General features: G+C 66.9%; 13 protein-coding genes. 4 read left to right on the top strand and 9 right to left on the bottom strand.

Annotated elements, in window-relative coordinates; genetic code table 11:
- Window positions 1-698, top strand: a 698-nt coding sequence (locus VGC77_RS19160) for a DUF1800 family protein (protein ID WP_331173157.1), incomplete at its 5' end; no start/stop codon positions are given.
- A 2-nt stretch (window positions 699-700) separates the two neighbouring features.
- A complete protein-coding gene (locus VGC77_RS19155; protein WP_414709697.1) occupies window positions 701-1,921 on the top strand; it encodes a DUF1501 domain-containing protein in 1,221 nt (406 codons plus the stop codon).
- Window positions 1,922-2,141: 220 nt separating this feature from the next.
- Here the strand turns inward: VGC77_RS19155 and VGC77_RS19150 are convergent, their stop codons facing one another.
- The 5 genes from VGC77_RS19150 to VGC77_RS19130 all read right to left on the bottom strand — a co-directional run bounded on the left by VGC77_RS19150 (window position 2,142) and on the right by VGC77_RS19130 (window position 5,425).
- The gene (locus VGC77_RS19150; RefSeq protein ID WP_331173155.1) at window positions 2,142-2,579 is read right to left on the bottom strand and encodes a hypothetical protein; all 438 of its coding nucleotides are present in this window, start codon (window positions 2,577-2,579) and stop codon (window positions 2,142-2,144) included.
- Window positions 2,580-2,656: 77 nt separating this feature from the next.
- Window positions 2,657-2,938 (bottom strand): type II toxin-antitoxin system RelE/ParE family toxin, encoded by a 282-nt coding sequence (locus VGC77_RS19145; protein ID WP_331173154.1) that lies wholly within the window; start codon window positions 2,936-2,938, stop codon window positions 2,657-2,659.
- The gene (locus tag VGC77_RS19140; RefSeq protein WP_331173153.1) at window positions 2,935-3,162 is read right to left on the bottom strand and encodes a hypothetical protein; all 228 of its coding nucleotides are present in this window, start codon (window positions 3,160-3,162) and stop codon (window positions 2,935-2,937) included. Before VGC77_RS19140 ends, VGC77_RS19145 begins: the two co-directional genes overlap by 4 nt.
- A 348-nt stretch (window positions 3,163-3,510) precedes the next feature.
- Window positions 3,511-4,479 (bottom strand): aldo/keto reductase, encoded by a 969-nt coding sequence (locus tag VGC77_RS19135; protein ID WP_331173152.1) that lies wholly within the window; start codon window positions 4,477-4,479, stop codon window positions 3,511-3,513.
- A 103-nt stretch (window positions 4,480-4,582) separates the two neighbouring features.
- Window positions 4,583-5,425, bottom strand: coding sequence for a lysophospholipid acyltransferase family protein (locus tag VGC77_RS19130; protein ID WP_331173151.1), 843 nt, complete (start codon window positions 5,423-5,425; stop codon window positions 4,583-4,585).
- 325 nt (window positions 5,426-5,750) lie between these two features.
- Here VGC77_RS19130 and VGC77_RS19125 point away from each other — a divergent pair, with 325 nt between their 5' ends.
- Window positions 5,751-6,107 (top strand): DMT family protein, encoded by a 357-nt coding sequence (locus VGC77_RS19125; protein WP_331173150.1) that lies wholly within the window; start codon window positions 5,751-5,753, stop codon window positions 6,105-6,107.
- 173 nt (window positions 6,108-6,280) lie between these two features.
- On the opposite strand, the gene VGC77_RS19120 is transcribed toward VGC77_RS19125, so the two are convergent.
- From VGC77_RS19120 to VGC77_RS19105, 4 genes are all read right to left on the bottom strand, one after another.
- Window positions 6,281-7,447: a PQQ-dependent sugar dehydrogenase gene (locus tag VGC77_RS19120; RefSeq protein ID WP_331173149.1), complete on the bottom strand. Its 1,167-nt coding sequence runs from the start codon at window positions 7,445-7,447 to the stop codon at window positions 6,281-6,283.
- A gap of 68 nt (window positions 7,448-7,515) precedes the next feature.
- A complete protein-coding gene (locus VGC77_RS19115) occupies window positions 7,516-7,686 on the bottom strand; it encodes a hypothetical protein (protein ID WP_331173148.1) in 171 nt (56 codons plus the stop codon).
- A gap of 192 nt (window positions 7,687-7,878) precedes the next feature.
- Window positions 7,879-8,532 (bottom strand): glutathione S-transferase family protein, encoded by a 654-nt coding sequence (locus VGC77_RS19110; RefSeq protein WP_331173147.1) that lies wholly within the window; start codon window positions 8,530-8,532, stop codon window positions 7,879-7,881.
- Between the two features lie 174 nt (window positions 8,533-8,706).
- Window positions 8,707-9,951 carry a glycosyltransferase family 87 protein gene (locus tag VGC77_RS19105; RefSeq protein ID WP_331173146.1) on the bottom strand — a complete coding sequence of 415 codons (1,245 nt, stop codon included), beginning with the start codon at window positions 9,949-9,951 and terminating at the stop codon, window positions 8,707-8,709.
- A gap of 192 nt (window positions 9,952-10,143) precedes the next feature.
- On the opposite strand from VGC77_RS19105, the gene VGC77_RS19100 reads away from it, so the two are divergent.
- Window positions 10,144-11,346 (top strand): pyridoxal phosphate-dependent aminotransferase, encoded by a 1,203-nt coding sequence (locus VGC77_RS19100; protein ID WP_331173145.1) that lies wholly within the window; start codon window positions 10,144-10,146, stop codon window positions 11,344-11,346.
- The last annotated feature ends 49 nt before the right edge of the window (window positions 11,347-11,395 follow it).

Below are 11,395 nucleotides of genomic sequence, written 5' to 3'. Positions count from 1 at the left end.
GGAGCTTCGCCGGCCGCGACGGCCGGCTGGGGCCGCCGGGCAGCTTCGTATTCAACGCCAATGCGCACCAGCCCGGGCCGCAGACTTTGCTCGGCAAGGTCTATGACTACAATGGCGTGGCGCAGGGCGAGGCGGCGCTCGACGATATCGCCCGGCATCCGGCCACGGCCAAATTCGTTGCCAAAAAATTCGCCCAACATTTCGTCGCCGATGATCCGCCGCCGGCGCTGGTCGCCAAGCTCGAGGCTTCATTCGTCACCAGCGACGGCGATCTCGCCGCGCTGACCCGCACGCTGCTGTCTTCCGACGAGGCCTGGGCCGCGCCGCTGACGAAAATGCGGTCGCCCTACGACTACCTGATCGCCACCGGCCGGCTGCTGGCGCGGATCCCGGACAATCCCAATGCGCATCTCGGCGGGCTGACGACGCTCGGCCAGCCGCTGTGGACGCCGGCCGGCCCGAACGGTTTCCCGGATAGCAACGCCGCCTGGGCCGCGCCGGAAGGCCTCAAATTGCGGCTCGATCTCGCGGCGCAACTCTCTTCGAAGATCGCCGACAACGTCGATGCCCGCGATCTGTTGGAGGTCGCGGCCGGCGAGGCGGCCTCGACCGAGACCCGCCAGGCCGTCGCGCGTGCCGAGACCCGGCAGCAGGCTTTGGCGCTGCTCTTGATGTCGCCGGAATTCCAGAGGAGATGACGATGCCAGGTCGCGACACCCGCTCATCGCTGCTCGTCCCGCGCCGCGCGTTGCTGCTCGGCGGCGCCGCCTTTGCCGCCTGGGCCTATGCGCCGAAATTCGCCCGCGCCGAAGCGGGCCGCGATCCGCGGCTGGTCGTCATCATCCTGCGCGGCGCGCTGGATGGCCTCGCCACGGTGGCGCCGCTCGGCGATCCGGACTACGCCGCCCTGCACGGCGCGATCGCGCTCGCCTCCGACGGTGCGCATCCGGCGCTGCCGCTGGATGCGATGTTCGGTCTGCATCCGGCGATGCCGGAATTCGCCAGGATGTATCGCGACAAGCACGCCGCGGTGGTGCATGCGGTGGCCACCCCCTATCGCGAGCGCTCGCATTTCGACGGCCAGGACGTCTTGGAAAGCGGCTTCGCCGGCCCCGGCCGGGTGCAATCCGGCTGGCTCAACCGCGCGCTGGAAGCGCTGCCGCGCGGCGAGCGCGTCAACGGCCTTGCGGTCGGGCCGACCACGCCCTTGGTGCTGCGTGGTGCTGCGCCCACTGTCGGCTGGGCGCCGGTCAATCTGCCGAATGCCGCCGACGACACCGCGATGCGGCTGGTCGATCTCTATCAGCAGCGCGATCCGGCGCTGGCCGCGGCATTGTCGCAGGGGCTGTTGCTCGACAAGATCGCGCAGGGCGACGAGATGAAGCCGAAGCCGGGCGGCAATCCGGTCGCCGCGATGCGTCAGGTGGCGCGCGGCGCGGCCAAGCTGATGGCCGCCGACGACGGGCCGCGGATCGCGGCCTTGGCGTTCGACGGCTGGGACACCCACGCCAACGAAGGCGGCCCGGTCGGGCGCTTGGCGCAATTGCTGTCCGGGCTCGACGGCGCGCTGGCTGAATTCGAAACCGGGCTCGGCGCGCATTGGCGCGACAGCGCGATCGTGGTCGCCACCGAATTCGGTCGCACCGCGAAGATCAACGGCACCAGCGGCACCGATCACGGCACCGGCACGGTGGCGCTGCTCGCCGGCGGCGCGGTGAATGGCGGGCGGGTGATCGCGGACTGGCCGGGGCTGAAGCCCGCGCAATTGTTCGAGGCGCGGGATCTGGTGCCGACCACCGACCTGCGCGGCATCTTGAAAGGCGTGCTGCGCGATCATCTGGGGCTCAGCGAGCGCGTGCTGGCCGACAGCGTGTTTCCGGATTCGGCGCTGGTGAAGCCGGTGGCGGGGCTGCTGGTGTAGCCGCGGTGATTTGGGTCGTCGCGTCGATTTGGAATGATGACTCGCAAAGTCCGCGCTCCCTCGCCCCGCTTGCGGGGAGAGGGATGGGGTGAGGGGGCGTGGCTTTAGATCATAAGCTTATGACTTGGCGAGACGCCACCTCACCCGACCCGGCTTGGCTCACGCTATGCCGGGTCGACCTCTCCCCGCAAGCGGGGAGAGGTGAAGTGTACAGCATGCGCTACTTCAGCGAGATCGCCAGCCCGCTGAGATCGGCGTTGACCATCAAGCCGGTCTGCCGGCCGCTGAGCTCGAGCACCGCGCCGTGCTGGTTGCTCAGCACGATGCCGCTGACGCCGCGGCCGATCGCGGCACCGGCGCCGCCCGCGCCATAGACCCCGGCGACGTCGGAAGGCCGGCTGATGTTGCTGACGCGGCCGGCGAGGTAGGTCTGCGAGGCGCCGAACACCAGGCCGGCGCTGAGGCCGCCGATCGACAACGGATATTTGCGGCCGTGAAAGGTCAGCGTGCCGCTGCCGCCGGAGGCGCCGATGAACCAGCCGCCCTTCAGCACGGAAATGCGAATGGTGCCGCTGTCGGCGCGGGCGGGAGCGGTGGCGCTGAGCCCGGCGAGCGCGAGCGCCGCGACCAGCGCGGTGCGAATTCCGAATGATGGCATGGGTATTTCCTTTGACGCGGTGCGAATCTGCGGGCCACTGTCCAGCAAATCGCCCGCGGGGTCCATGGGCGGCTGAGCTATTCGGGCGTCGGTCGCCGCGCACTGTGGCGGATGCCGTGAATCGTCACCGCGGCGTCGCTGGCGCGATAGAAGATCAGATAAGGGTAGGGGTAGGCGACCACCCTTCGCAGCCCGGCCTTGCCGGTCAGCCGCCCGGCCTGGGGATATTGCCGCAACAGCTCAATGACCGCGAATAAGCGATGCTTGACCTGCTGGGCTCCCTGTGGCGATTGGCGGTCGATCGACGAGAGGACGTCGTCGAGTTCAGCGGCGGCGCGGATGGTGAAGCGCAGCTTCACAGCCCATGCTTCGCCCAGATCGCGCGGAGCTGTTCGTCGGTGGCGAACTCGCCGCGCTCGGCCTGCGCGAGTGATTCATCGAACGAGGCAGCGTCCTCGGCGCTCATCGGCAGCGCCGGTTGACCTATGCCGGCGAATTGCAGCAATAGCCGCGCCAGCGCGTCCTGCGTCTCGGCGGGCAGATCGCGCAAGGATTCGACGGCCTGGTCCAGCAAGGTGGTCATGGGCCCAGATTAGCAGTTTCGACGCGCCTCAGAAAGCTCGATTGCGTGGTCCGCGTGTCGGGGAATAGCCCACAAGTCATTCGCCGCCGTCGCATCCTTCGAGGCTCGCCTCGGCTTGCATCGAGGTTGGCGCTGCCGGTGTCGCCGGCTCGCGCCTCAGTGTCTGACCGAAAAAGCAGCGAGCAAGATCAGGGGTGTCATTGCGAGCCGAGGGCGGCGCACAGCGCCGAACGAACAGCGAAGCAATCCCGGGACTTCATGCGTGGCTCTGGATTGCTTCGTCGCAAGAGCTCCTCGCAATGACGGGTCTCATGCCTGATTTCATTGATCGCTTTTTGAGTCGGACTCTCAGGATGACGGCGCCGGGTGCTGATTATTCCCCCTTGTGATCCTGTCGACCTCGGCAAATTCCGCCGCGCTTAGCGTCCAGTTCAGCGCGGCGACGTTCTGCGCGACCTGCTCCGGCGTCGAGGCGCCGGCGATCACGCTCGACACCTGCGGGCGGCCGGCGAGCCAGCTGAACGCCAGTTCAAGCATCGAATGGCCGCGCGTCTGGGCGAACGCCTGCAGGCGCTCGACGATGTCGAGATTGCTCGCCGTCAGATAGCGCTGCTGCATATAGGGCGTCTTGCCGAAGCGGGTATCGGCCGGCACCGCCGCGCCGCGCTGATACTTGCCGGTGAGCATGCCGCCGGCCAGCGGAAAGAACGGCAATAGCCCGAGATTGTAAGCCTGCGCCGCCGGCAGCAGATCGTTTTCGAGGTCGCGCACCAACAGGCTGTATTCGTCCTGCGCCGAGACGAAACGGTTGCCGCCGAGCGCGCGGCCGACGAATTCCGCCTCGGCGATCCGCCACGCCGGGAAGTTGGAATGGCCGATATAGCGCACCTTGCCGGCGCGGATCAGATCCTCCAGCGCGCGCAAGGTCTCCTCGATCGGCGTCAGCGGGTCGAATTCGTGCTGCTGATAGAGATCGATATAATCGGTCTTCAGGCGGGCGAGGCTGGCCTCGACCGCGGCGATGATGTAGCGCCGCGACGCGCCCTGCTTGGCGCCGTCGTCGCTCATCGGCTTGGCGAATTTGCTGGCCAGCACGATGTCCTTGCGGCGGGTGCCGAGCACGGTGCCGAGCACGGTCTCCGAGCCGCCGCGATTGGCGTAGATGTCGGCGGTGTCGAACAGCGTGACGCCGAGATCGATCGCCTTGTGGATCACCTTGCGCGCGGTGTCGAGATCGGTGCGCTGGCCGAAATTATTGCAGCCCAGTCCGACCGCGGAGACCCGCAGGCCAGAGCCGCCGAGATTGCGAAATTCCATGAATCATTCCTGTCGAACGCCCCGCGCATTGTGGCGCGCGCGGCGGGCGACGGCAAGCGACGGCGACGGGACGGCGAAGCAGCGCGAGACAGCGGCTGCGCGGTCAGGCCGGCTGCGGCCAGGGCAGCGGCAATTTCTCGGTGGCGGGCGCAGGCTGCGCCACCGGCTGCGCGCGCAACGCCGCGGCGGTCATCCGCCGCACCTCGACCTCGGCCCGCTGCGCGATCTGTTTGCGGTCGGCGGAGACGTCGTGGGCGATCGCCTCGCCCCAGCTCACCGTGACGTCGATCGCGCCGGCCGACAGCACGCCGATCAGATGCGGCATCAGATCGGCGTCGCCGTACCAGGCGACGCGCTCGCGCAGCGCACGGCCGACCGGCAATCCGGCGTAGCGCACATAGGCCAGCGACATCGGCTGCACGGTGATGGCGTCGTGCCGGGTGGATTGGCCGAGCGCGTGATGCACCGCGCCGATCAGCGCCGAGCGGAACGGCAGGATGCGCACGCCGTCGCTGGAGGTGCCTTCGGCGAACAGCACCACGGCGTCGCCGTCGACCAGCCGGTCGCCGATTTCCTTGGTTGCGGCGCCGGTGCGGTGGCGGGCGCGGCGGTCGATGAACACGGTGCGTTGTAGTTTGGCGAGCCAGCCGAACACCGGCCAGCGCGCCACTTCGCTTTTTGAGACGAACACCACCGGGCCGAGCGCGCCGATCACGCAGATGTCGAGCCAGGACACGTGGTTGGCGAGAATCAGCGCCGGGGCGTCGAGACTGCGCCGGCCGACCTGGCGGATGCGGACGCCGATCAGCCGGCACAGCGCGCGATGAAACAGCAGCGGGATGGTCCGCTGCAACCGCAGATCGAGCGCCATCGCCACGAGTTGGAACGGCAGTAGCACCAGGATCAGTGCGAAAAGGGCAACGAGCACGGCGACGAAGCGAATCATGGCGATGGTCTTTTCCGCGCCGCCGCCGCAGCAGCGCCAAACGAGCCGGTGACGATCAACCGAGGCGGAGGTTCGACGACGGCATCGAATTAAGAAAGGTGCGGTCCCAGACAGGCGCGGCGACTGACGGGGACCGCGTTGGGAGCGATGACCGGCGACGGGGGTTGTCGATCATCGCGCCGGGAGGCTAGCTATGCATTGTTACGCGGTCATGACGTCTGAATCGCCGTCCCGCACGGCATTTTCACGCCGGCAAAGCCGGCTTCGCCGCGCCGGAACTTTGCGGCCGCGTGAATAGTTAGCCCTCTTTTTTGGAAGGAATTCCATGCCTCTGTCGATTCCGCCCGCGCTGCTGCCGATCCTGATGCTGTTCGCGTCCAACGTGTTCATGACCTTCGCCTGGTACGGCCATCTGAAATACAAGGGCAGCGCGCTGGCGCTTGCGGTGATGGTGAGCTGGGGCATCGCGTTCTTCGAATATTGGCTGGCGGTGCCGGCGAATCGCTGGGGCAGCGCGGTGTATTCGGCGGCGCAGCTCAAGACCATTCAGGAGGTGATCACGCTGGTGGTGTTCGCCTTGTTCTCGACGCTGTATCTGAAAGAGCCGCTGGGCTGGAATCACGCCCTCGGCTTCACCTTCATCGCGGCCGGCGCGTTCTTCATCTTTCACAAGTGGTCGTGAGAGCAGGCAGAGGCCGTCATCCTGAGGTGCGCGCCGCGGCGGCGCTTGCGCCGACGCGGCGGGCCTCGAAGGATGACGCGTGTTGATGCTGATCGCGCGATCATCCTTCGAGACGCCCTGCTACGCGCTACGCGCTACGCGCTTCGCCGGGCTCCTCAGGATGAGGCTGTGCGCTATTGCTTCGCCGGCGCCAGGCGCAGGATCCGTCCCGCGGCGTTGTCGGTGAGCAGATAGAGCGCGCCGTCCGGGCCCTGGCGGACGTCGCGGATGCGTTCGCCGAGTTCGTGCAATAGCCGCTCCTCGCCGCTGACCTTGTCGCCGTCGAGCGACAGCCGCACCAGCATCTGGCCGGCCAGCGCGCCGGTGAACAGGCTGCCGCGCCACGCCGGAAACAGCGCGCCGGTGTAGAACGCCATGCCGGAGGGCGCGATCGACGGCACCCAGTATTTGATCGGCTGCTGCATGCCGTCCTTGGCGGTGGCCTCGTGGATCTTGCTGCCGTCGTAGTCGATGCCGAAGCCGATCACCGGCCAGCCGTAATTGTTACCCTTGCCGATGATATTGACCTCATCGCCGCCGCGCGGCCCGTGCTCGATTTCCCATAGCGCGCCCGACGCCGGATTGAAGGCGAGGCCCTGCGGGTTGCGGTGGCCATAGCTCCAGATCTCGGGCCTGGCATCGGAGCGGCCGACGAACGGGTTGTCGCTCGGTGCTGTGCCGTCGGGCGTGATGTGGATCAGCTTGCCGAGATGGTTGGCGAGGTTCTGCGCCTGGTCGCGGGCGAAGAAATGCTCGCCGAGGGTGACGAACAGATTGCCGTCCGGTGCCTGCGCGATCCTGCAGCCGTAGTGATTGCCCTTCGACAGCGGGCCGTCCTGGCGAAAGATGATCTTCACCGCGTCGAGCCGCGGCGGCTCGGCGTCGTCGAGCCGGGCGCGCGCCACCGCGGTGCGGCCGCCATTGCCGGCGCGTTCGGCAAAGCAGAAATACAGCGTCTTGTTAGCGGCGAAGGCATTGTCGATCGCGATGTCGAGCAGCCCGCCCTGGCCCGAGGCCCAGACCTCGGGCACGCCCTGCAGCGGCGGCGACAATTGCCCCTGCGGCGTGACGATCCGGATCCGGCCGGGGCGCTCGGTGACCAGCATTCGCTGGTCCGGCAGGAACGCCAGTCCCCAGGGATTGACCAGCCCGGAGGCCACGGTCTGCACCGCGAGCGGCCCGGCGGAGGAGGCAAACGAGCTGGTCGCGCCGCGGCTCGCGGTGGTCGCGATCAGCACCGAGGCGGTCAGCACGATGGCCACCGCGAGCGATCCGGTGACCCAGACGAGGGGGGCTTTCATCGCAAGGCCTCATGCGGCGATGGTCGCTACGTTACAGCGGCGCGCGGCCGCGGGGACGTCGTGCGAGTTCAGAGCGGCTGCGCCATGCTCAGCCCGGTGGACAGGACGCTGATCGCACCGATCAGGCATAGCGATAGCGAGCTGAGCGCCAGCGCGGCCACGACGGCGTGCGTCAAACGCGAGGGAGAGAGCGCGCGGCGGCCCTTGAAGCCCGCCTCCGTGCCTGGCGACCGTGTCATGGTCAGGAATCCCTAAAGACGCGGCGAATCACCGCGATGGCGTCATTCTCAAACATTCGCAGGCAATTTTGCGGCGGTAACTCAGCGATCATGGCAGAACGAGGGCGAAACCGGCGGTTTTGCCCGCTATTTACCGGGCTCCCGAGCACGTGCTACCAGCCCCGCGTGCCGCGATCAGCACCCTGCGGGCGGTCAGGCCTCGGCGGCGATGCCGGGGGCGTCTTCGGAAATGGTTTCCGGCCGCCAGTTCATCGAGACGTAGCCGGGAGACTGCTGCACCCGCTTCAGCCAGGCGCCGATCGAGGGAAACGCCTCGAGATCGAAATCGCATTGGTCGGCGACATGGGTGTAGCCGTACAGCGCGATGTCGGCGATGGTGAGCCGACCCGCGGCGAAGTAATCATTCTCCTTGAGGTGATTTTCCATCACCTGCAGCGCCGCGTAGCCGCGCTCCATCCAGTCTTCCAGCGCGTGGGTCTGCAGGTCGCGGCCGCCCTTGACCAGCGACAGCCAGAAATACGCCGCCCCGATGTTGGGCTCCAGCGCGTGTTGTTCGAAGAACATCCATTGCAGCGCGTCGGCGCGATCGATCCGCGACTCCGGCGCCAGCGCGGTGTCGACGCCGAGATACCACAGGATGGCGTTGGACTCCGCGAGGAAGCGGCCGTCGGCGACTTCCAGCAGCGGCACCTGGCCGGACGGATTCTTGGCGAGGAAATCCGGCGTGCGGCTTTCACCGCTGAGAATGTCGACCTCGATCGCGCGATACGGCGCACCGAGAAACGCCAGCGCAAGGCGAACCTTGTAGCTGTTACCGGATCGCTGCATCGAATAGAGTTTGTACATTCTGTCGCCGCTTGGTTCCGTCGCCGCCCTGTGTGTGTGGATTTGCGTTGTCCATCGTCACCGCGGCTAAACAATGATGCGGGCGGCGGTGGGTCGCAAGCCCCTCAATCCGGAAAAGCTCGAAATCGCCTGCCGCACTGCAACCGTTCAGCAGATTTTGCCAATCAAAGGCGATTACGATTGCGCCGGCTGCGCGCGGCCGGCAGGTGATCTTGCGCAATCCGTCAAGGCTCGGCGTAAGGTGAAAGCATAAAGCGAAAGCAGCGCCAAGAATCCCAACGGAATCCCGGTGCCGGCGGCGATGCCGCGCGACAGCAGCGGCACGATGAAGGCCGCCGCCAGCACGCTGATCTCATAATCGTGAAATCGCTCGGCGAGGCCGTAACGCGCGAAGAACCCGATCGCGACCGCGAGCACGACGAGATCGTAATCCAGCACATAGGGCGTGGCGAGCAGACACGCCGTCGCCAGCGCCGAGGCCTTGAGCTCGAAGCCGGCTTTGCTGCGCCACAGCCGGACCAGGCTGGCGGCGACCGATAGCGCCAGTACGAGCTGCAGCGTATAGGCCAGCGGTAGGCTGGCGCCGCAATGCCGCGCCGCGGCGAAGATCGACTGAATCTTCTCCCAGCCGGTGTTGCCCTGTTCGAGCACCACGCTCTGGGTGAAGCGGGTGGACTCGGCGAAGGCCTGCCAGATCGCGCTGCCGAACGCCGCCACGCTCAGCGCGAAAAGCAGCGCCACCGTGGCGGCGGCGGCGGCGATGGTGCGCCAGTGGCCGCCGGCGATCAGCGCCAGCGGAATCAGCACGCCGAATTGCGGCTTGTAGGCCAACAGCCCGATCAGCACGCCGGCGAGACAGGGCCGCCGCGCGAGCCAGTGCAACGCGCCGCCGAGCAGCGCGGCGGTGAGGAAGCCGTTCTGGCCGTGGCCGATGTTGACCAGCACCGCGGGGAAGGCCAGCGCCACCAGCAGCGTCTGCGGCCACGGCAGGATGGCGCGCAGCGTCGCCAGATAGGCCGCAAGGCTCAAAGTCAGCCACAGCAGCAGGCCCCAGCCATAGGGCAAAAGCGCCACCGCCATGGCGACGGCGAAGAAGAACGGCGGATAGTGCCAGCCGTAGAACGGCACCTCGCGGCCGCCGAACACGGCGCGTTCGGCGTCGTGCTGCAAGGCGGGGACATAGGCATCGGCGGCGCGGCCGGCGAGCGCCAGGGTGCCGGCGGCGTAGGGATCGGAGAAATCGGTGCCGATCGGCTTGCCGTTGCGGTCGATCATGGCGTCGGACAGCGCCAGCCAACCGAGGATCGCGAGCGCGCCGAGGCCGAGCAGCAGCAGGCTGTAGCCGCGGATCCGATCCGGGGTCAGCCACGCCCCGCTGCGCAGCCCGGCCCAGATCCCGGTTCGCTGAAAAAACGCCATGTCGCCGCGCTACTTATCAAAAGTTGCGCAGACCCTAGCGAGTCCGTTTTAACGTTATCTAAAGCACCGGAGCGCACGCGCCATGCGCGCAACGTTCTTGCGGCGGGCGGCATCGCCGCATAGTGTGCGCCGATCCCGTCAGATCGAGCCCGTGACAATCGCCGGTTCGCGACGCCTGCAAGGAAGATGATGATGACGTTTCTGTCTGCTGCGCTCGACCGTGTGAAGCCGTCCGCGACCATCGCGGTGACGGATAAAGCGCGTGAGCTGAAGGCGGCTGGCCGCAACGTCATCGGGCTCGGCTCGGGCGAGCCGGACTTCGATACCCCGGCCAACATCAAGCTCGCCGCGATCCACGCCATCGAGGCCGGCAAGACCAAATACACCGCGGTCGACGGCATTCCCGAATTGAAACAGGCGATCATCGCCAAGTTCAAGCGCGAGAACAGCCTCGACTACAAGCCGAACCAGATCATCGTCGGGACCGGCGGCAAGCAGGTGCTGTACAACGCGCTGGTGGCCACGCTGAATCCCGGCGACGAGGTGATCATCCCGGCGCCGTATTGGGTGAGCTATCCGGAGATGGTGGCGCTGGCCGGCGGCGAATCGGTGCCGGTGATCTGCACCGCCGAATTCGGCTTCAAGCTGCAGCCCGCGGCGCTGGAGGCCGCGATCACCCCGAAGACCAAATGGGTGATCCTGAACTCGCCGTCGAACCCGACCGGCGCCGCCTATTCGCATGCCGAATTGAAGGCCTTGACCGACGTGTTGGTGAAGCATCCGCAGGTCTGGGTGATGACCGACGACATGTATGAGCACCTGGTCTATGACGATTTCGTCTTCACCACGCCGGCGCAGATCGAGCCCAAATTGTTCGACCGCACGCTGACGGTGAACGGGGTTTCCAAGGCCTATTGCATGACCGGCTGGCGGATCGGCTATGCCGGCGGGCCGGCGCCGTTGATCAAGGCGATGACCACGATCCAGTCGCAGTCGACCTCGAATCCGTCGTCGATCGCGCAATGGGCCGCGGTCGAAGCGTTGAACGGGCCGCAGGACTTCATCCCGACTCACAACAAGGTGTTCAAGGAGCGCCGCGATCTCGTGGTGTCGATGCTCAACCAGGCCGGCGGCATCGATTGCCCGCGGCCGGAAGGCGCGTTCTACGTCTATCCGTCCTGCGCCGGGACCATCGGCAAGACCGCGCCGTCCGGCAAGCTGATCGAGAACGATCAGGATTTCGTCACCGAATTGCTGGAGGCGGAGGGCGTCGCGGTGGTGCAGGGCTCGGCGTTCGGCCTCGGCCCGGCATTCCGGATTTCCTACGCCACCAAGACCGCCGACCTCGAGGAGGCCTGCAAACGCATCCAGCGGTTCTGCGGAAATCTCAGATAAGCCAAAGGTTCGAAATTTTTTCGCCAATTTGTGACGCGAGCGCCTTGTT

The sequence above is a fragment of the Rhodopseudomonas sp. genome (genome assembly GCF_036404135.1).
In the GTDB taxonomy this organism is placed as follows: Bacteria; Pseudomonadota; Alphaproteobacteria; order Rhizobiales; family Xanthobacteraceae; genus Rhodopseudomonas_A.
The sequence above is the reverse complement of the archived record's forward strand: the minus strand, read 5'-3'. Positions and strand labels throughout refer to the sequence as shown.

Coding starts and splice junctions, on each gene's coding strand:
- VGC77_RS19155 (WP_414709697.1), top strand. CDS start 701: ATGCCAGGTCGCGACACCCGCTCATCGCTGCTCGTCCCGCGCCGCGCG.
- VGC77_RS19150 (WP_331173155.1), bottom strand. CDS start 2,579: ATGCCATCATTCGGAATTCGCACCGCGCTGGTCGCGGCGCTCGCGCTC.
- VGC77_RS19140 (WP_331173153.1), bottom strand. CDS start 3,162: ATGACCACCTTGCTGGACCAGGCCGTCGAATCCTTGCGCGATCTGCCC.
- VGC77_RS19135 (WP_331173152.1), bottom strand. CDS start 4,479: ATGGAATTTCGCAATCTCGGCGGCTCTGGCCTGCGGGTCTCCGCGGTC.
- VGC77_RS19130 (WP_331173151.1), bottom strand. CDS start 5,425: ATGATTCGCTTCGTCGCCGTGCTCGTTGCCCTTTTCGCACTGATCCTG.
- VGC77_RS19125 (WP_331173150.1), top strand. CDS start 5,751: ATGCCTCTGTCGATTCCGCCCGCGCTGCTGCCGATCCTGATGCTGTTC.
- VGC77_RS19120 (WP_331173149.1), bottom strand. CDS start 7,447: ATGAAAGCCCCCCTCGTCTGGGTCACCGGATCGCTCGCGGTGGCCATC.
- VGC77_RS19115 (WP_331173148.1), bottom strand. CDS start 7,686: ATGACACGGTCGCCAGGCACGGAGGCGGGCTTCAAGGGCCGCCGCGCG.
- VGC77_RS19110 (WP_331173147.1), bottom strand. CDS start 8,532: ATGTACAAACTCTATTCGATGCAGCGATCCGGTAACAGCTACAAGGTT.
- VGC77_RS19105 (WP_331173146.1), bottom strand. CDS start 9,951: ATGGCGTTTTTTCAGCGAACCGGGATCTGGGCCGGGCTGCGCAGCGGG.
- VGC77_RS19100 (WP_331173145.1), top strand. CDS start 10,144: ATGACGTTTCTGTCTGCTGCGCTCGACCGTGTGAAGCCGTCCGCGACC.